Here is a 19,196-nt window from a genome sequence, read left to right on the forward strand (position 1 = left end):
CGAGGCAATTACATGAGCAATACGATCACTATCGAAAGCGAACTCAAGAAAAGTTATCTTGAGTATTCCCTCTCCGTCATTATCGGGCGCGCCATCCCGGATGTGCGGGACGGGCTGAAGCCCGTCCATCGGCGTATTCTTTACGCCATGCACGACCTCGGGAACTATCACAACCGCGCCTACAAGAAGTCCGCCCGCGTGGTCGGTGACGTCATCGGTAAATATCACCCGCACGGTGATTCGGCGGTATACGATGCCCTGGTCCGCATGGCCCAGGAATTCTCCATGCGCGATCCGCTCGTGGACGGTCAGGGTAACTTCGGTTCCATTGACGGCGATTCCGCGGCAGCCATGAGGTACACCGAAGTCCGCATGGCCCGCCTCTGTTCCGAGTTCCTTGGGGACATCGAAAAGCAGACGGTCGACTTCAGGCCCAACTACGACAACACCATGCAGGAACCGGCAGTACTGCCCACCAAGGTGCCGAACCTGCTCTTGAACGGCACCACGGGTATTGCGGTCGGCATGGCCACGAATATTCCGCCCCACAACCTGTCCGAGTTGATTGACGGTTGTGTTCTGCTGCTGGAAGATTCTCAATGCTCCATCGAATCGCTGATGACGTGCGTCAAGGGACCGGATTTCCCGACCGGCGGCACGGTGTTCGGCGGCCAGGGGCTTATCGACGCCTACACCACGGGTCGCGGCTCCATCAAGATCCGCGGTGTGGTAGAGGTCGAAGAGGCCACCAAGGGCCGAAAAGAGTGCATCGTCATCAGGGAAATCCCCTATGCGCTCAACAAGTCCACCCTAGTCGAAAAAATTGCCGCCCTGGTTCATGAAAAGCGCATCGAAGGCATTTCCGACCTGCGTGACGAGTCCGACCGCACCGGCATCCGCATCGTGCTTGAACTCAAGCGCGGAGCCATTGCCGACATCATCATCAACTCCCTGTACAAGTTCACCCCTCTGGAAACGAGCTTCGGCATCAACATGATGGCCGTGGTCGGAAAGCGGCCCATGCTGCTGAACCTGAAACAGGTGTTGAGCTATTTCCTGGAGCATCGCCGGGAGGTTATCACCCGTCGTACCAAGTTCGATCTCGACAAGTGCGAAAAGCGCGTCCACATTTTGGAAGGTTTGCGCATTGCTTTGGACAACATCGACGAAGTGGTCAAGCTCATTCGTGCGTCCAAGAATACGGAAGAGGCCCGCGATTCCCTGATGTCCCGCTTCGAGCTTTCCGAGATCCAGGCCAAGGCCATTCTCGAAATGCGTTTGCAGAAGCTCACCGGGTTGGAGCACGACAAGCTCCTGGAAGAGCTGGCCGAGCTGATGAAGAAGATCGAATACTACAAATCCATCCTGAGCAACGAAGAGGTCCTCAAGGGGGTTATTCGAGAAGAACTCAGGGAGATCAAGGAGAATTACTCGACTCCGCGCAAGTCCGAACTGCTCATGGCGGATCTGGATTCCATCGACATCGAAGACCTCATTCCCGACGAGGAAACGGTCATCACCCTCAGCCAGCGCGGCTATATCAAACGCACCCCGCTGTCCAACTACACGGCGCAACGTCGCGGCGGAAAGGGCATTGCAGGCGTGCAGACCGGTGACGGAGACTTCATCCACACCTTCATGCTGACCACCAACCATCAGCATCTGGTGCTCTTCACCAACTTTGGCAAGATGTTCAAGATCAAGGTCCATCAGGTGCCGGAGGGTAGCCGCTACGCCAAGGGCGGGCATGTCAACAACCTGCTGCCCCTGGACAAGGATGAGCAGATCACCACCTGCCTGTCCCTGCGCGAATTCGACGACGACCGTTTCTTCCTGTTCGTGACAAAGCGCGGCATGATCAAGCGTTCTTCCATCGGATTGTACGGCAACTGCCGGACCACCGGTATCCGGGCCGTGAACCTGCGCGACAATGATGAACTCATGACCGTGCGCGAGATCGATCCGAATGTGGACTGCATCCTGGTCAGCCGCGAAGGTTCGGCCATCCGGTTCAATATCAACGACGCCCGTCCCATGGGTCGTGTCACCGCAGGCGTCAAGGGCATGGCCCTGCGCCAGAATGACGAGGTCGTGGCCTGTGTGGTCACCGGCGACAGCGAACGCGATCAGCTGCTGACCGTCAGTGAAGGCGGCTTCGGCAAGCGCACCACCATCGACCAGTACCGGGTGCAGACGCGCGGCGGCAAGGGTATCCTGAACATGCGACTGACCAACAAGACCGGCAAAGTCATTAGTGCCCGCATGGTCAACGAACTGGATGACGTCATCCTGTTGACCTCCCAGAACAAGGTCATCCGCATGTCCGTGTCCGAGGTCAGTCAGACCAGGGGCCGTGCCACTCAGGGTGTGCGCCTGGTGCGGATGGACAACGACAACAAGGTCGTCGGGTTCGATCTCGTCATGGACGATGACGAAGAACTCAAGGACATCTAGTCCAAGGGTCCAATGAAACGTTTACTGCTGTTGTTACTGCTGGCCGCGACGATGGGTATCGTCGCGGCCTGCTCGTCCGAATTGTCTCCCGGCATGGAAGACATTCAGAGGGCGCGCGAATCCTATTCCAAGGGATTTTACCTGGAAGCGGAAAAGGATTACGAGCGCTATCTCCAGGTGGAACCTCAAGGCGAGTTTCGCAAGGAAGCCTGGGACAGGCTCGCCGAAATAGCCGTGTCCATCAAGGGCGATTACGACCGGGCCGTGGTCCTGCTTGAAGCCATGTATCTCGAATTGGGGCAGGATACCGAGATTGCCTGGAATATCATGTTCCAGTTGGGCGAGGTCTATTCTGAACTCGATAACATCCCCAAGGCCATCGAGGCCTTTGAAAAATGCCTTATCCATGGTGCGAATTCACCGGAACACACCTACCGTACACAACTGCGCATGGCTCGATTGTACAGGAACATGGGCAGTTACGATCTTGTGGCCGCGACCCTGGAAAACTGCGCCGACTCCGCTCAGGATTCCGAGTCCAAGGCCCGGTGCCTGTACGAATTGGCCCAGAGCTACACCTTCATCTCCAGCTGGACCCAGGCGGTCAAGGCCTTGGAACAGCTTCTGAGCATAAAAGAGATTTCAGATGAAACCAGGGCCTTGGCAGTGTTTTTGTTGGCGGACATCTACGAAAACGAACGCGACTACGCCAAGACCCGCTCCCTGTTGGAATCCATTCTGACCACCTATCCCAACCCCAAAGTGGTGGAAACCCGACTGGCAAACCTGCCCGAGGTTCCGGTCCCGCCTCTGCCGCTGGTACCGCCTTCCGAGTGATTTCCGCTGTTTCACCCGCCGACGATTATGGTGTACAGAGGTGATGAAGTCCCATCCGCAACTAGGGAGAAACCGATGAAGATCGCCTTGTGCACGCCCTTCAAGCCCCTTGAGCATCCGTCCGTTTCTGGTGACGTGACCATTGCGCGCGATCTCCGGCAAACGCTGGTTGAGTTGGGGGTTGAAATGGTCACTTTGCCGTTTTTTCCGGCCAAGGAAATATATTTCAAACCCACCAGGTGGACGGGGGCTGCAAGGGCTCTCAACTCCATGGTGGAGGAGGCGCAGGGCGTGGACGCATGGCTTACCTTCGGCTCCTACTATAAGGTTCCGGATGTTTTCGGGCCTTCGGGCGCCCGTCGGCTGGGGGTGCCGTACTGCATCTTCCAGGCGAGCTATGCGGAAAACCGGCGGAAGAAGTTGGCCACCTTGCCGGGATATCTTCTGAACAGGCGGGCCATGCTCCGGGCCGATCATGTCTTTTGCAATCGGACCAACGACTTGGCCGGATGCGCCAAACTGCTGCCCGCAGACCGGTATTCTCATATTCGGCCCGGTCTGCCGGAGGGGTTGCTTGGGCGCAACGAAGCAGAAGGCGCCAGGTTGCGTCAGGCATGGGAAACCGGTTCTGCTCGCGTTATCGTGACCGCTGCCATGATGCGTGACGGGGTCAAGGCAAAGGGGCTGGAATGGGTGTTCCGGTCCTGCGCGGAGCTCATAGAGCGTCGCCGTGATATTTATCTGGTGGTGGCCGGAGACGGTCCGCGCAAAAGAGAGCTGGAAGCGAAAGCCCGCTCCCTGCTCGGCAGGCGGGTGCGCTTTCTGGGACTGGTCGAGCGCGCGGAATTGGCTTCCGTATTCAGTGCAGCGGATCTGTTTGCCTTTCCCGGACTGAAGGAGAGTGTGGGCATGGTCTACCTGGAGGCCCAGCAATGCGGGCTGCCTGTGGTGGCCACGGACGACGAGGGCGCGCCCCAGGTGGTGGCACACGACCACACCGGGATTATCACCGAAACCACGCACCAGGCGTTTACAAAGGGCATGGACACTCTCGTGCGTGACCTGGCCCTGTGCACGTCCCTGGGTAATCAGGCTCCTGCCTATGTAGCGGAATATCACAGTGCACGGCGCAACTACGGTCTGGTGGTTGACGTCATGCAAAAACTGTCCAACAAGCGAGCCTCACAATGACCACGTATTATTGCATGCGCCACGGACTGACAGACTGGAACCGTGAATCCCGGATTCAGGGCGCGCTAGACATCCCCCTGTGCAACGAAGGGCGTGACATGGCCCGCAAATGGGCCGAGACTCTGGACCAGGGAGGGCTGGAATGCATCCTTACAAGCTCCCTTGGCAGGGCCAGGGAAACCGCGTCCATCATCAACGAGCGGCTGGGGCTGCCCGTGTTTGAAGACCCCCGCCTGGGAGAGCAGGACTGGGGCGAATGGGCCGGGTTGACCAAGGCGGAGTTGAAAGAGATACGCAAGCAGGTGCGCCGGCAGGAATTCAGGGGTTTCGACTTTCAGCCCAAGGGCGGGGAGAGCCGAAACGAGGTGCTTATGCGTACGTGTGATGCGCTTATTGAATTTTCCCTGGAGCACCCGGAATCGTCAGTGCTGGTGGTCACCCACAACGGGGTGCTCAAGTGTTTGACATACGCCTTGAGCGGCCTGGATTTTCAACCGGGCGACCCGGTGCCTTTCCTTCCCTACCGATTGCATCGTATTGATTGTCTGGACAATGAACTCGCCCTGGGCGAACTGAATATGGAGCTGTAATGCGTATTGTTTTCTATTGTCAGCACGTGCTGGGCGTGGGGCACATGTTTCGTTCCCTGGAGATCGTCAAGGGGCTTGAAAACCACGAAGTGATACTGGTCACGGGCGGGGCCGAAGTGGATTTTGATCCACCCGCCAACATGACCCAGATCCAGTTGCCCGGCCTGATGATGGATTCCAAGTTCACCCGTTTCATCCCCCTTGAGGAAGGTGCGGACGTGGACGAGGTGCTGGTGCGCCGCCTCAAACTGTTCAAGCAGATCATGGCCGAACAGCAGCCCGACATATTCATGGTCGAACTCTTTCCCTTTGGGCGCAAGAAATTCCGTTTCGAGCTGTTGCCCATCCTGAAGAATGTGCGCATTGGCGAGTACGGCAAATGCCGATCCGTAAGCTCGGTTCGTGACATCCTGGTGGAAAAGGACGACATGAAGCGTCAGGTGGAGCGGGTACACGGCTATCTGAATCCAAATTTCGATCATGTGCTGGTCCATTCGGACCCCAACCTGGTCCGGCTGGACGAGACCTTTCCCGGTGTGGACGGCATCGTGCCCGAGGTGCATTACACCGGCTATGTGGCGCGCAAGCCGGACCCCCTTGAGACCGCTATCCTGGCCGATGAACTGGCTTTGGGCGAAATCCCCCTGGTGGTCGCTTCGGTGGGGGGCGGTCACATCGGGCGCGATCTGTTGCGCGGGGTCATGGCTGCCTCGCCCAGGCTGTTCGAATCCCATCCGCATCGGCTGGTGATGTTCACCGGTCCCTACGTGGAGGAAGCGGAGTTGGAGTCCTTGCAAGGGCAGGCCGAAGCCTACGAACACATAACGGTGAAGCGGTTTAGCAAACGTTTCCTGGCCTATCTCGAACTGGCCCGGTTGTCCGTGTCCCTCGGCGGCTACAATACGACCATGAACCTGCTGGCCACCAACACCTTCGGTCTGATGTACCCCTTCCTGCAGAATCGGGAGCAGAACATGCGCGCCCGACGCATCGAGGAAAAAGGCGGTCTCAAGGTCATCACCGAAGACGATTTGGGACCGGATCGGCTGACGCCGCTCATGGCCGAGGGGCTTGACCGCAAAGCCGCTTCCCTTGGTCTGGACCTGGACGGCGGCCCGAACTCCGCACGTATTCTGGAAGCGATATACGCGGCCATGTAGGTTATCATCGCCGCAGTGTCACGGCCGGGGTACCTCGGCCAATCAGAGGAGATATCCATGCTTTTGAAAGACAAGAAGGCTCTCATCTTCGGTGTGGTCAACGACCGCTCCATCGCCTATGGCATTGCCAAACAATTCAGGGAGCATGGCGCTCGGCTGGCCTTCAGCTATGCAGCCGATCCCATCGAGCACAGGCTTGCCCCCATCTGTGAAGAGCTGGGCGGCGAATTCATGTTCAAATGCGACGTCACCTCTGACGACGAGATCGAGGCAGGGGCACAGTTGGTCAAGGACAAGTGGGGCGACGTGGACGTGTTGGTCCACTCCATAGCCTACGCCAACCGTGAGGACCTCAAGGGGCGGTTCATCGACACCAGCCGCGAGGGGTACAAGGTGGCCCTGGACGTGTCCTCATTTTCCCTGGTGGCCCTGTGCCGGGCCTTTGAGAAGCTGTTCAAGCCCGGCAGTTCGGTCCTGACCTTGAGCTACTACGGCGCAGGTAAGGTGGTGGCCAACTACAACGCCATGGGTGTTGCCAAGGCCGCCCTGGAAGCCTGCGTGCGTTACCTGTCCGTTGATCTGGGCGAGGCCGGGGTGCGCATCAATGCCATTTCGGCCGGACCGGTCAAGACCATGGCCGCTTCGGGCATCTCCGGGTTCAAGTCCATCCTCGGCCGCATCGAGGAAAAGGCCCCCCTGCACAGGAACATCACCATCGACGACGTGGGCAAAAGCGCCCTGTACCTGGCTTCGGACCTTTCCTCCGGCACCACCGGGGATATCGTGTTTGTGGATTCCGGCTACAACATCATGGGCGTGTAAGGTCGCTACCGTGTCGAAACTCCGCAAGCGAATGACCATTCTGGTGGTTCAGCAGAAGGACCAGGAGCGTGAGCTCGTGGTCAAACTCTTGGACGAGGGGAATGTGCATGTCCGGGCAGCAGCGAGTACCCATGAGGCCATCAAGATAATTGATGACTTCAAGCCTGAAATCCTGGTCACCGATCTTTCGACCAGTCAGGTGGACGGGATCAGGCTTATTGAAGCGGCCCATGACGCTTCGGAGCAGGCTCGGGTGGTGGTGGCCTTCGATACCTATGCCCCCAAGGATCTGGTTCGGGCGGTCGAGCTGGGCGTTGACGCCTTTGTACGGTTGCCGGCGGACGGTATCAAGCTCCGGGATGCGGTCATGCGCTGTGCCCGGAAGATCGTCACGACCCGGCGCATGGCCCAGATGGACTACTCCCTGCAACAACTCCTCGACTTCTTTCCTGGTCCGGCCGTGCTGGTGGATGACATGGAAGTGAATTACATGAACCGGCCCCTGGCCGCGTTCCTCGGATTCGAGAGTTTTGCAAAGATGACAGAACGGGATGTGGGTCTGGAGGATTACATCGTCAAGCTCAACGACGAGCCCTACAACGGCCATCCCAACGAGTGGATCGACTCCATGGTCAACGATCCTTTGGACCGCGACCATGTGCTGCATATCGAAAATCCCCGGCATCCCAAGTCCAGGGCCCATGTCTTCGGCGTGACCTTCAACCAGTTTCCCGGATCAAACCTGCGGCTCTTCTCATTCCAGGATGTGAGCGCCCTGGAGGATGAAAAGGCTGTTCTCGAGGACGAGGCCGCCACCGATCCTTTGACCGGAGCCTTGAACCGGCGCAGTTTTCTGCGTCTGCTCGACACCTTGGTTGCCTCTGAAGAATCCTTCGGACTGATCATGTTCGACATCGACCATTTCAAGGTCATCAACGACACCTTTGGTCACGACGCGGGTGACACCGTGTTGTGTGAAATGACGCAGTTGGTTGGAGAAAACATCCGGGGCAAGGACACCCTGGCCCGATGGGGCGGGGAGGAATTCATGGTCCTGTCGCCGGGGCAGGACTCAGGCCGGGTGAGGCGGATGGCCGAGCGGCTGCGGCAAGGCGTGGCCGGGTTCTCTTTCAGCGGGCTTTCACGGCCTGTGACGGCCAGTTTCGGCGTGGTTCATGCCTCAGGGACCGACAGGGAAGAGCTGATCAGGCAGGTAGATCAGGCCCTATACAAGGCCAAGGAAACCGGTCGGAACAAGGTGGTCCTTTCAGACTAGGTGAGCTGGCTGATGCCCATGGAAATGAGGAAGGAAACGCCTGTCCAGAGGGCGACCTTGATCACGCCGAGCGGACCGTTTGCGTTCTTGATCAGCGTGTTGCTTTGAGGAGCTCCGGTCGAGTCCTCGGGGTAAAACAGATACATCCAGCCGTTGCAATTCATCAAATTTCTCATCACGACCTCTTTGCTAACCCTGTTGAATAGGAAGAAAAAATTTTCTCCTCCTAGGCAAAAGGGAGCGCGGTGGTCCAATAACAATGCGTGACGCCAGCCATAAGAAATTCTGATACCTCTCGGGGCTGTATCGGGAGGGGGCGTGGAAGTCTATGGGCTGAGGGTGAGTGTGTCCTGTCGGACTAGCCGAGCTGGCTCACGCCCATTCCCATCAGGACGGATATGCCGACCCAAAGGACGGCCTTGCCTGTCCGTAGCAGCCTCGATACGTCCAGCTCCGGACAATCCCGCGCTTCTGTGCTGGAATCCTCAACATGGAAAAGATAAATCCAACTGCATTGCCATTTCATCTGGCCGCCCCTCCGGTTAATTCCGCTAAAAGTACCGCCGTATTCTCCTCCTAGGGGAAAGGCTGTTCTCGGTCCAATTACAAAGCATGACGCCACCCATAAGGAATCCTGATTGCCCCTTCTCCTTTGTGCGGGTATGTAGTGCGCATGGAACTGTATCAATTGAGAACGTTCGTGGCCGTGGCCGAGGAAGGCAACATTACCCGCGCGGGCAAGCGGGTGCATGCCACCCAGCCTGCGGTGAGCGCGCACATCAAGGCCCTGGAAGAGGAACTGGGCGTGCGTCTGTTCGACCGGGTGCCGCGCGGCGTGGAGTTGACCCAGGCCGGAGCCGAGCTGGTCGAGGACGCCATCAAGGTGTTGACCGCAGCCAATATGCTCCAGGCCCGGGCGGTGACGCTGGGCGGCGAAGTGGCCGGTCATGTGGGGCTGGGCTTGTGTTCCGATCCGGCATTTCTCAAGACCGTCAGTCTGATCACCCGTTTGAGCGAACAGTTCCCCAAGCTCAACCTGAAGCTTGTCCAGTCGCCGTCAGGTGTGATCTTGAGCGAGATCCGGGCCAGGAACCTGGATGCTGGGTTCATTTTCTCGGGCAACCCGTACCGCGACCTCGAAGACGTCAAACTGGCCGAACCGACATATTCCATCATGGGCGCGGCCAAATGGGAAAACGATCTGGCCCTGGCGGATGCCCGGGCTTTGTCCGCCTATACCTGGATCATGCCCACCAGTCATTGCCCGTTCCGGGAGCTGCAACTATCCATCTTCAACGAGTACGGGATAGTGCCGTCCAGAACCATCGGTGCCGACTCCGAAGATGTGATCCGGCCACTGATCATTGAGGGTAAGGCCCTGGCCCTGGTCCGTGAGGACGAGGTGGCCGAGCTTCTTCAGGCGGGACAAGCCGCGGAATGCGCCCTGGTAGGCCGGTATCCCGTGGAACTGAACTTCGTCTACCGCAAGGGCGATGAGCAGAACCCGTCCATGGCCGCGCTCATCGAGATCGTGCGCCGAACCTGGGGGGTATGATGGAACTGTACCAGCTCAAGACATTTGTCGTGGTGGCCGAAGAGGGCAATCTGACCAAGGCTGCCGAACGCATCTATGCCAGCCAGCCCGCAGTGAGCGGCCACATCAAGGCGCTGGAGGAGGAGTTGGGTCTGCCTCTGTTCGTGCGCACCCCGCGCGGCATGCAGCTGACCGAAGTGGGCAAGGGACTCAAACTCAAGGCGGACTCGGTCCTGTTGGCCGCCGAGGACATGGTCAACCAGGCCACAAGTTACCGGGAAGAGCTGACCGGCACCCTGACCATCGCCCTGAACACTGACCCGGAATTCTTGCGCGTGGCCGAACTCTCGGAGGCCATGGCCATGGCCCAGCCCAAACTCAGGCTCAAGTTCATGCAGGGGTCTTCCGGCCCCATCCTCAAGGATGTGCGCGATCGCAGGATCGATGCTGGTTTTTCCTTTTTCGACAATCTGTATCCGGAGGTGACCGCATTAAAGCTCAGGGAAATCCCGGTCCGAGTGGTGGCCCCGTCAACCTGGGCGGCCAGGGTCAAGGACAAGTCCCTTGATCAGCTCGCGGCCATGCCCTGGATCAAGCCTGACGTGGATTGCCCGTTCATGAAGATCATCGAGGGTGTGTTCGAGGACTCGGGAATTCTGATAACCGACTACATCGAAGCGGATTCCGAGGACGTCATCCGCAGGCTCGTGGCCGCCGGAAAGGGAGTATCCCTGCTCAAGCAGTCCGATGCCGACGCCATGGTCGCTGAAGGCACCGCCCTGATCTGCGAAACCGGTCCTGTCCTGTCGCTTCATATCTGCTTTGTCTACCCGAAGAGTCGGCAGGGTGACCCGCTGATCCGCGCCCTGACCGACGTGGTGGCCCAGACTTGGGAAGATGCGGACTGCGCCTGATATCGCTCTGCCTATTCCAGCCCCCAGACCTGTTTCACCTGGTCAATGACCGCCCGCATGACCGGGTCCTGATCGTGCCGCCTGAGATAGACGAAGTTTGCCTGGATGGACAATTCCTCAAAGAACATGGTGTGCACTGCCTGACCGATACGGTTGGCCGTCTCCACTTCGTTTTTTCGGAGAAAGGAGATGCCCTTGCCCGCCGCCACAAGTACCCGAATGACCTCGTCTCCATCCACCTTGAGCTGGGTAATCGGCTTGATATTGCGCGACTTGAAAAACTGTTCCACGAGTTTTTGTACCGGGTTGTCCGAGGGGTCCGTGATCCAGGGCAGATCAGCCAGGGCCTCCAGGCCTCCCTTCATGCGGTCTTTCCAGATATCCGGCACGGCCACATAAAAATGAGTGTTCTCCAGAGGAACGGTCTTGATCTCCGGGTGTCTCGGCTCACCAAAAATGAAACCGCAGTCCAACACACCGTCCCTGACGGTCTCCTGCACTGAAGTGGAGGCCCGTTGCTGAATCTGTAGGGTGATCTTGGGATGTTTTTCGGCCAGGGTGGTGAGCAGCGGTACTATTCGCAGGTACTCCGCGTCCGTGTTCAGTCCGAGAGAGAGGTCTCCCACCAGCTCGTCGCCCATGTTCCGTGCCTCGATCCTGAGGTCTCTGGCGGCCTTGAGCACGTTTTCCGCCTTGACCTTGAGTCGCTCTCCCGCCTCGGTCAGCCGCATTCCCTTGGGCGTGCGGATGAACAACTTGGTTTCAAGCTCCTCTTCCAGCGACTTGATGTGCGCGCTCACAGAGGGCTGGCTGGTGTGCAGCCGGACCGATGCGCGGGTCAGGTGTCCCTCCTCGGCCACGACCACGAATATGTTGAGTTGGTAGAGTTCCATGGTCTTGATCAGCTCCTTTTATGTCCCCCATAATCATACCCGATTGAGAATTAAAATACCATCAGTATTTCTGAACAAGTACATCAAACAAAACAATTGGATTGATTACACCGACATCCGTAGATGTGCAGGTATGGAAACACGCCCGTTTGGCGGCACAAGGAAAGGAACAGAAAAATGAGCATGGATAACGATACCCGTCTGGCCATGATGAACATGAGCAACAATGCTCACCGTCAGACTCCTGCTCGTTCGCGCAGGAACAACCGGAGTCGTCGATCGGCTTCCGCAACCATGGTTTCAACCATGGCTGCATTCGCCCTGACCCTGTTCACCAGGGGCGCATAATTTTTCGGGAGCGTTCAGCTCCCCACGACCAAGCGGGTTAGAGCCGCTCTTGTCTGGAAAGTTTCATCCTTTCCATCCAGACAAGAGCGGCTCTTTTTTGTTTTGTCACGGTGTCGGCTTGGGAGAGCGGGCCATCTGCACATTTGCCGGGTTTGCCGAGTCCTCGACGTAGCGCTGCTACGCCTGCGGGTCGGCTGCACCCGTCAAATGCACATCTGACCCACTCTCCCAAGCCTCGGGCCGTTGGGGGGAGACGCAGCGCTTTGCTGGTGTCTTTGTTATGGTGGAGGGCGGCGTTAATTGTATATCCGGCCCACTCCCCCATGCCTTGATCGTTGGGGAGGAGACACAGCGCTTTGCTGGTGTCTTTGGGGGACAGGGGGGTGTGGGTAGGAGCGTGCAAATGGCGTTAACTGTATATCTCTGATCCATTCTCCCAAATTTTGAGCCGGTGGTAGGAGAGGCAGAGCGCTTCGCTGGTGTCTTTTGTCGTCGTGGATGTGTAGGAGAGGGGTGAAAAGCGGTGTTGACTGCGCGTCTGATCCATTCTCCCAAGCCTCGGGCCGTTGGGTGAGCCACAGCGTTTCGTTGGTGTCTTTTTGCTCGGGTGAGGAAACGTGCAAAGGCCCGCGAAAGCGGCACCAAAAAGTTTTGGAAAGAGAGGGATGGGGGGAAGGGGGAGAAGACCTTTTTCAAAAGGTTTCCTCCTCCTTCCCCCCAGCTGCCGGAGACAACGATCCTACTTGATGGCGACCCAGCTGGAGATGACCGAGACGAGGGTCACGGTTCCGGCCAGGATGGCCAGTTGGTTCAGCGGCAGAAATTGGATTTCGATGAGGAATGGCGGGAAATTGAGTGCTTCGGCCACCATGGAGTGGGTGAGTGCGAGCAGGCCTATGCCGAGTCCCGAGCCGAGGATGCCCTGGAAGAATCCGCCGGTAAGCATGGGCCAGCGGACATAGCTGGGGCTGGCACCGACCAGGGAGAGAATTTCCACTTCGTCCATGCGGGTGAGCAGGGAAAGTTTGATGGTATTGTGCACCACCAGGGAGACGATGAGTCCCAGGAAGCCGAGGATGGGCCAGATGACCATCTGGGACAGGGTTCGCCATCCTTGGGCCAGGTCGGCCTGGAACGGGGCATAGTTGACCTTGTCCACGCCGGGCAGGGACTTGAGTTCCGTGAGCAGTTTCACGGCCCATCCCTCGTTTTGGGCTTCCGGGGGCACTGCAAAGGAGGCCAGGCCGGAATAGGGCAGCGGGTTGTTGTCGGCCAGCCAGGAGAAGTCACCAGTTTCGCCCAGGGTGGTGGCCAGTTCGGTCAGGGCGTTTTCCGGGGTGAAGGTCTTGAACGCGGTCAGGTGTTCCAATGCGCGGATGACATCCCAGTCCTTGACCACCACGGCCGCATCGATGTCGGTTTTCCAATAGATCTGGAATTCGACCTGGCCGCGGGATTTGAGCAGTTCGAGGTTGACGTTGTGCAGCCCCACCAGAATCAGCCCGGTGAGCAGGGTGACCATGCCCACGGCGATGAGGGTGAGCAGTTGGGCAAAGGGGTGCAGGCGCAGGTCCGCCACGCCGCGCAGGGTGAGTCGGAAGAATTGCCCGGTCATAATCCAACCCCGTCGAGTTCGGGCTCGTCTTCAGGAAACTCCTCCGGGGCGGTCATGCCGTTTTCGACGATGCGGCCGTCCTGAAGATGGAGTATGCGCGCGCTGGGTACGCATTCGAGCACCTCGGGGCTGTGGGTGGCCATGATGACCGAGGTGCCGTAGGTATGGAACTGCTTGAAGATTTCCATGAGGTGCATGGTCAGGTCCACATCCAGGTTGCCGGTGGGTTCGTCGGCGAGGATCAGTTCCGGGTTGGCGACCATGGACCGTGCTATGGCCACGCGCTGCTGTTCACCGCCGGACAGTCGTTCGCACAGGGAATAGCTTTTGGTTTCGAGTCCCAAGGCCCGGACAATGGCCCGCACCCGCCGTTCCAGGTGGGTCCGTGGCATGCCGCGCACCTCGAGCGCCATGGCCACGTTATCGAAGACAGTGCGGTCCGGCAGGATCTTGAAGTCCTGAAAAACCACACCGACCTTGCGGCGGAGTTTGGGAATATCCCGTTTTTTCAAGTTGTTGAGCTGAAATCCGGCCACGGAGGCCCGTCCGCGTTCGACCGGCAGTGCGCCGTAGAGGAGGCGGAGCAAGGTGGTCTTGCCTGCGCCCGAATGGCCTGTCAGGAACAGGAATTCACCCTTGCCCAGCTTGAAGGAAATGTCCTTGAGCGCCCAGTAGGCTCCAAAGTTGTAGGAGAGGCGTTCCACGTTGACCATCATGATGATTCATGTACCTTTACTGCCGGTTTTTGTACAGGCCTGTGTCCGGCAGCCACGATACGAAAGCGCCGCCCAGTCCGAATTTGTCGGGTTGGGCGGCGTAAATGAGGCGTTCGGGCCGGGATTAGTCGACTTTTTTGTAGGCCTTGGGTGCTGCGCCGCAAATGGGACATTTTTCCGTGGGCTCGCCGTCCTGGGTGTGGCCGCAGACCGAGCAGATGTAGAATTCGGCATCGGCAAAGGTGTCGATTCCGGCCTCAAGGGCAGCGGTGTAGAGCTGGGCATGGATTTTTTCAGCTTCGTTGGCAAACCCGAAATAGCGCAGGATGGCGTTTTCGCCTTCGGCTTTGGCGTCTTCCATCATCTCCGGGTACATGGACTTGAACTCGTAGGTCTCGCCCTCGATGGCTTCCTTGAGATTTTCCTCAGTGGTGCCGATGCCCTTCAGAAGGCGCAGGTGCGCGTGTGCATGGATGGTTTCGGCGGCTGCGGCAGCGCGGAATAGTTTGGCCACGCCGGGCTTGCCTTCGCTTTCAGCCTTTTCGGCAAAGGCCAGATATTTGCGGTTGGCCTGAGATTCACCGGCAAACGCCGTTTTCAGATTTTCCGTGGTCTTGCTCATGGCAGTCTCCTGTGTTTTGGGTTGATGCGGCCGGGAGGTCAGATATGTTGCGTTTATTTAGTAATTATTACCATCTAATAAATCAAGTTAAAAATGCTATGGGATTCTTTGATTTTGATAAGGACAGTGCGGCCTCTTGGCAACCAGAGACTTGCCGCTTCGGAGGAAGTCCTGGTTGCGGTCAGGCGTGGATGCCTGTTGGTCCGGGTCAGGATTCTACATCCCCGAGGACGAGTTGCATGACCTCTTTGCAGGGATCGTCGTTGGGCACAAAGGCGGTTTCGCCGATGGAGACAACCGGACGCATCCCGATGACGGAGTTCAGGATATAGGCATGCCGGAATGAGGTGAGTTCCTCCATAGGCAACCGTACGGGCAGGATGTCCAGGACCTCTCTGGCCAGGGCCAGTGCAGTGGAGGGCAGCCGGTAGGGGGAATCCACGCATACGAATTGGCCTTCCTTCTGGAGGACAAGGGCGCCTGTGGCGGCCTCCAGGAGATTGTCTTCCAGGTCGAACAGGGCTGCATCGTCGAATCCGCGTGATTTGGCCCGGCGCATTGCCAGGTGGAAGAACATGTAGTTGGTGGTTTTTTGGCCGTTGAGGGTGGAGACATGGCGGTCCTTGCATACGCAGAGCCGATAGGCCTTGTACGGCTTGGGGTCATGGGGTGCGGCCGTGATGACGGGCGAAGCCGCTTCGGTCTCGATGGGATAGAAGATGTTCACGCGTGCGGTCTGTTTTTCAAGGCCGTTGCGGTTGAGTATCTGGTGGATGACCTCTTCGAAATCCACGGTGGTATAGGGAATGTCATAGGACCGCAGCGAGTGGAGGATGCGGTCGAGGTGCATGTCGAGGTGGCAGACGTCGCGACCGTTGTAATAAAGGGTCTCGAAAAAGCCGGCACCGTAGCGAAAGGCCGGAGCCGACGGGTCCAGGCTGATCCCTTCCAGGGTGTAGCCGTTGTTGCGGTAATGGATCATGATTCTCCCAGGGCAAGAAATTTTGCGGCTTTGGCCAGGGTTTCCTGATACTCTCTTGCGGGATTCGAGTCCACTACGATGCCGCTTCCGGCGTAGGATTCCAGAACCCCGGTGTCCGTGTCGTGGACGGCCGTGCGGATGGCAATGGAGGAATCCATGTTCCGCTCGTCCCGGATGCACACGACTGATCCGCAGTACACGCCCCTGGTGTGCGGCTCCAGCTCCTCGATGATCTCCATGGACCGTTTCTTGGGACAGCCCGTGATGGAACCGCCGGGAAAGGCGTCGAAAAAGAGGTCCAGGCAGTCCCGGTCGCTGCGCAGAACGCCGCAGACGTCGGAATACATCTGGAGCAGTCCGTCCACCGCAAAGACTGATTTGTGGTGTTCCACCCGTACAGAGCCGTATTCGCAGTTGGCCGAGATGTCGTTGCGGACCAGGTCCACGATCATGGACAGTTCCGCCGACTCCTTGGCCGAGCCGGTCAGACGTTCTTCGGCCATGAGCCGGTCTTTGCCGAGGCGGCAGGTTCCCTTGATGGGCTGGGACAGCACCCGGCCCTCCTGCACTCGCAGGAACCGTTCCGGCGAGGTGGACAGCACCCGTTTGGGACCGCTGGTGATCCAGGCATAGAACGGCGCGGGATGCCGCTGCTTCAGGCTCAGGAACAGGCCCAGGGCGTCGAGATCGGGACAGTGCCAGGAAAAACGGGTGGACAGGTTGAGCTGGTAGGTGTGGCCCGACAGAATGCGTTCCAGTGTCTCGCCAACACCCGCCTCATACGCTGTTTGGTCAAGGGATAATTCCGGGGCGGTCCCCGGGAGACCGATCACGGCGTGGGCGCTGTGTGCATTCGGTGTTCGGCTCAAACGGTCGGCCAGGGCCTCGGCCAGATGCGTGTCAGGTGAAACGATCTCGGCCCGGTTGTCCTGGTACGTGATGACAGCCGCGTATTTTTTGAGATGGCCCAGCGGGAAATCATGGGATTTGGAGGAGGAGACGTTGCGCAGGCCCATGCCGTATTCGTAGCTGACGAATCCCAGGGCCGGACCCGGCGAGCCGAAGCAGAACGTTTTGACGGTCTCGGGCGCGGTCGTATTCGTGAACACCAACTCGTCCACCGGGCGTACCCCGATCACGGATGCGGTTTGTGCCGGATAGCCGTCAGCGGACAGGAGCATGTCGCACCCGTCGGTACGGGCCAGATCACCGGCAAAGCGGTCAACCTGGATTCGGCTAATCGAGCGCAAGATAATCGAGTGCATAGGCAATGAACCAGCCTCCGTCCGGTGAGAGAAAGGATTCGGGATGGAACTGAAATCCGAGAACGTGTTTTTGCCGACTGCCCAGACACATGACCACGCCGTCGGCATTGGAGGCCAGGACATCCAGCCCCTGGCCCGTCTTGACCACATGCAGTGAATGGTAACGGGCCACCACATGCTCGCGGCCATTCAGTTGGACAACGTCCGTCTTGCCATGCACGCATCCGGCCAGCTTGCCGGTGCAACCGTCGAAGTGCCGGTTGATGATCTGCATACCGAGGCAGACTCCCAACACCGGCACACCCGCCGCAAAGATTCGGTCGTATCCGGGATACTCGGCAGGATCGCCCGGCCCCGGTGAAATGACGATCAGGTCCTGTTCGTCAAGGGGGAGCGCTGGAAGCGAGGCATACGGCACCACGGTCACGACGGCCTTGTTTACGGCTGCGACCAGCAGGTGCTCCAGGTTTCTGGTGAAGCTGTCATTGTTGTCGATCAATAGGATTTTCATGATCTTCACTGTCTCGGGCTTCCCTCCTTCTCACTCCGCAAACAGGCCGCAATACGTTTTGGGAAGAGAGGGAGGTATGGGCTGATCAAAAGGAGGGAAAATCTCTCCCTCCTTCCTCAAGCTGCCGGAGGCTAGATTTTGTCCTTCACCTGACGGAAGAACTCCTGGAGGAATTGCGGTGTGGTTTGAGTTCCGTTGACGTCGAGTCGACCCAGGAGCACCACGAGATTGCCGCGGGGCGTGGTCGTGGAGCTGAAATGCAGGGCATGGGTGTCGCCGCCGGGTGCGTCCATGGTGAAAACCCAGGCGTCATCCTTTCGTGTCCATGCGGTCACGGAAGCGCCTGTCTCCTCGGCCTCACGGACGAGCGCGTTCACGAATCCGGACAAAGGCAAACGGCCGGGGACGCCCAGAAATTCTCCCTGATCGTTGTGGATGACTATGGGCGTATTGAGAAAGGCGTCGGACGGCTGTTCCATGCGGGCGGACTGCTCCTGGTCCTTTTCCAGGGCATAGGATTCGACTGCGCCTTCGGGCCCGCGCACATTGACGATCTTGCGCGCCCGAATCCTGGCTTCCGGCTCGGGCCTTGGCGCAGGTTCGGACACAGGTTCGGGCGTGGGCTCGGACACAGGTTCGGAGACCGGGGAAGATCCAAATGTGGGGTCGGGCGCAGCGTATCGTTGTTCCAGGAGTTTGCCGAAGGTTTCCTCGTTCCGGGCCTCGAGCTCCAGAAGTTGCCCCAGGACGGATTCGACCTTGCGCAGCCGTTGTTCCGCCTTGACCTGGGCCGTGGCCAATCCGGCCATGCCCTGCATCATCTGTCCGGCGGTGGCAAAGAATTTTTGCAGGTATTCTTCACTTATGGTTCCCGAAGCGCCGGTTTCCGGCGCTGTGGCCCGGCGCGGCTTGGCCGTCGGCTGTTCCTTGAAGTTTTCCTTTAAGACTTTGAAGGTCTCGTTGACGGACATGCCCTTGGCGAAGCAGTCGCGGATACGGAGGCAGACCTCGCCCGCCTCGTGGCTGAACCGGATGGGCTTGCCCCTGGTCAGGACCGGGATGAATCCGGGGAATTTGCGGCGATAGCTTTTGATGGTGGTTTCGGAAACGCCGCAGAGTGTGGCCAGGTCTTTATGAGTATAGGTATCTGCCATGATAGCTGTTCATCCTTGGGCTGATTATGGAAGTGGTTCTGGTACTGAGGCTGAGGCGTTTCGGCCTGGTCCGGAAACGGCTGTTCCAGATACAGGAAACAGCGGCCGGCCGGGTCTGTATTCTTGAGGTGAGTGCGTTCGTTCTGCCAAGCCTGACAACCACTTTTTGCGGTATGGAACCAAAAGCGAGTCGGATCATCAGTCCTCCTGGTATTGAATCGTCACCAATCGTCACCCTTGTGAAGCAAAGAAAAATAGAAAACGAAACTTACCGATCTATTATCTAGAAAACGTCTAGACGTCAAGGCGGTG

At 58.4% G+C, this 19,196-nt stretch carries 20 protein-coding genes; 10 read left to right on the forward strand and 10 right to left on the reverse strand.

Features of this window, described 5'->3' with window-relative positions; translation table 11 throughout:
- The first annotated feature begins 12 nt into the window (after positions 1-12).
- The 7 genes from gyrA to DWB63_RS11235 all read left to right on the forward strand — a co-directional run bounded on the left by gyrA (position 13) and on the right by DWB63_RS11235 (position 8,330).
- The gene (gene gyrA, locus DWB63_RS11205; RefSeq protein WP_128328930.1) at positions 13-2,454 is read left to right on the forward strand and encodes a DNA gyrase subunit A; all 2,442 of its coding nucleotides are present in this window, start codon (positions 13-15) and stop codon (positions 2,452-2,454) included.
- A gap of 12 nt (positions 2,455-2,466) precedes the next feature.
- On the forward strand, positions 2,467-3,291 hold the full coding sequence (locus DWB63_RS11210; RefSeq protein WP_128328931.1) for a tetratricopeptide repeat protein: 825 nt from the start codon (positions 2,467-2,469) through the stop codon (positions 3,289-3,291).
- A gap of 75 nt (positions 3,292-3,366) precedes the next feature.
- On the forward strand, positions 3,367-4,482 hold the full coding sequence (locus DWB63_RS11215) for a glycosyltransferase family 4 protein (protein ID WP_128328932.1): 1,116 nt from the start codon (positions 3,367-3,369) through the stop codon (positions 4,480-4,482).
- Positions 4,479-5,072 (forward strand): histidine phosphatase family protein, encoded by a 594-nt coding sequence (locus DWB63_RS11220; RefSeq protein WP_128328933.1) that lies wholly within the window; start codon positions 4,479-4,481, stop codon positions 5,070-5,072. The genes DWB63_RS11215 and DWB63_RS11220 overlap by 4 nt, the downstream gene beginning before the upstream one ends.
- Positions 5,072-6,232 carry a glycosyltransferase gene (locus tag DWB63_RS11225; RefSeq protein ID WP_128328934.1) on the forward strand — a complete coding sequence of 387 codons (1,161 nt, stop codon included), beginning with the start codon at positions 5,072-5,074 and terminating at the stop codon, positions 6,230-6,232. The genes DWB63_RS11220 and DWB63_RS11225 overlap by 1 nt, the downstream gene beginning before the upstream one ends.
- A 57-nt stretch (positions 6,233-6,289) precedes the next feature.
- The gene (locus DWB63_RS11230; protein WP_128328935.1) at positions 6,290-7,054 is read left to right on the forward strand and encodes an enoyl-ACP reductase; all 765 of its coding nucleotides are present in this window, start codon (positions 6,290-6,292) and stop codon (positions 7,052-7,054) included.
- A gap of 10 nt (positions 7,055-7,064) precedes the next feature.
- The gene (locus DWB63_RS11235) at positions 7,065-8,330 is read left to right on the forward strand and encodes a diguanylate cyclase (protein ID WP_128328936.1); all 1,266 of its coding nucleotides are present in this window, start codon (positions 7,065-7,067) and stop codon (positions 8,328-8,330) included.
- Here the strand turns inward: DWB63_RS11235 and DWB63_RS17315 are convergent.
- The gene (locus DWB63_RS17315; protein ID WP_164879857.1) at positions 8,327-8,506 is read right to left on the reverse strand and encodes a hypothetical protein; all 180 of its coding nucleotides are present in this window, start codon (positions 8,504-8,506) and stop codon (positions 8,327-8,329) included. The genes DWB63_RS11235 and DWB63_RS17315 overlap by 4 nt on opposite strands.
- 182 nt (positions 8,507-8,688) lie before the next feature.
- On the reverse strand, positions 8,689-8,856 hold the full coding sequence (locus tag DWB63_RS17320; RefSeq protein ID WP_164879858.1) for a hypothetical protein: 168 nt from the start codon (positions 8,854-8,856) through the stop codon (positions 8,689-8,691).
- Positions 8,857-9,003: 147 nt separating this feature from the next.
- On the opposite strand from DWB63_RS17320, the gene DWB63_RS11240 reads away from it, so the two are divergent.
- Both DWB63_RS11240 and DWB63_RS11245 read left to right on the forward strand, forming a co-directional pair.
- Positions 9,004-9,885: a LysR family transcriptional regulator gene (locus DWB63_RS11240; RefSeq protein WP_128328937.1), complete on the forward strand. Its 882-nt coding sequence runs from the start codon at positions 9,004-9,006 to the stop codon at positions 9,883-9,885.
- Entirely contained in the window at positions 9,882-10,778 is an 897-nt protein-coding gene (locus DWB63_RS11245; protein ID WP_241648805.1) for a LysR family transcriptional regulator, read from the forward strand. The genes DWB63_RS11240 and DWB63_RS11245 overlap by 4 nt, the downstream gene beginning before the upstream one ends.
- 11 nt (positions 10,779-10,789) lie before the next feature.
- Here the strand turns inward: DWB63_RS11245 and DWB63_RS11250 are convergent, their stop codons facing one another.
- Complete coding sequence (locus tag DWB63_RS11250) at positions 10,790-11,671, reverse strand: LysR family transcriptional regulator (protein WP_128328938.1); 882 nt, start codon at positions 11,669-11,671, stop codon at positions 10,790-10,792.
- Positions 11,672-11,854: 183 nt separating this feature from the next.
- On the opposite strand from DWB63_RS11250, the gene DWB63_RS17325 reads away from it, so the two are divergent.
- Positions 11,855-12,019: a hypothetical protein gene (locus tag DWB63_RS17325; protein WP_164879859.1), complete on the forward strand. Its 165-nt coding sequence runs from the start codon at positions 11,855-11,857 to the stop codon at positions 12,017-12,019.
- Positions 12,020-12,758: 739 nt separating this feature from the next.
- On the opposite strand, the gene DWB63_RS11255 is transcribed toward DWB63_RS17325, so the two are convergent.
- The 7 genes from DWB63_RS11255 to DWB63_RS11285 form a co-directional block, all read right to left on the reverse strand.
- Positions 12,759-13,634 carry a permease-like cell division protein FtsX gene (locus DWB63_RS11255; protein WP_128328939.1) on the reverse strand — a complete coding sequence of 292 codons (876 nt, stop codon included), beginning with the start codon at positions 13,632-13,634 and terminating at the stop codon, positions 12,759-12,761.
- The gene (gene ftsE, locus DWB63_RS11260) at positions 13,631-14,347 is read right to left on the reverse strand and encodes a cell division ATP-binding protein FtsE (protein WP_241648815.1); all 717 of its coding nucleotides are present in this window, start codon (positions 14,345-14,347) and stop codon (positions 13,631-13,633) included. The genes DWB63_RS11255 and ftsE overlap by 4 nt, the downstream gene beginning before the upstream one ends.
- A gap of 127 nt (positions 14,348-14,474) precedes the next feature.
- The gene (locus DWB63_RS11265; RefSeq protein ID WP_128328940.1) at positions 14,475-14,972 is read right to left on the reverse strand and encodes a rubrerythrin family protein; all 498 of its coding nucleotides are present in this window, start codon (positions 14,970-14,972) and stop codon (positions 14,475-14,477) included.
- A 208-nt stretch (positions 14,973-15,180) separates the two neighbouring features.
- Positions 15,181-15,954 carry an aminotransferase class IV gene (locus DWB63_RS11270; protein WP_128328941.1) on the reverse strand — a complete coding sequence of 258 codons (774 nt, stop codon included), beginning with the start codon at positions 15,952-15,954 and terminating at the stop codon, positions 15,181-15,183.
- On the reverse strand, positions 15,951-17,219 hold the full coding sequence (locus DWB63_RS11275) for a chorismate-binding protein (RefSeq protein ID WP_128328942.1): 1,269 nt from the start codon (positions 17,217-17,219) through the stop codon (positions 15,951-15,953). The genes DWB63_RS11270 and DWB63_RS11275 overlap by 4 nt, the downstream gene beginning before the upstream one ends.
- Positions 17,191-17,730 carry an aminodeoxychorismate/anthranilate synthase component II gene (locus tag DWB63_RS11280; RefSeq protein WP_128328989.1) on the reverse strand — a complete coding sequence of 180 codons (540 nt, stop codon included), beginning with the start codon at positions 17,728-17,730 and terminating at the stop codon, positions 17,191-17,193. Before DWB63_RS11280 ends, DWB63_RS11275 begins: the two co-directional genes overlap by 29 nt.
- Positions 17,731-17,861: 131 nt before the next feature.
- Positions 17,862-18,884, reverse strand: a complete 1,023-nt coding sequence (locus tag DWB63_RS11285) for a MerR family transcriptional regulator (RefSeq protein ID WP_128328943.1) — start codon at positions 18,882-18,884, stop codon at positions 17,862-17,864.
- Between the last annotated feature and the right edge of the window lie 312 nt (positions 18,885-19,196).

Origin of the sequence: Pseudodesulfovibrio sp. S3, from assembly GCF_004025585.1 — a bacterium.
Lineage (GTDB): Bacteria > Desulfobacterota > Desulfovibrionia > Desulfovibrionales > Desulfovibrionaceae > Pseudodesulfovibrio.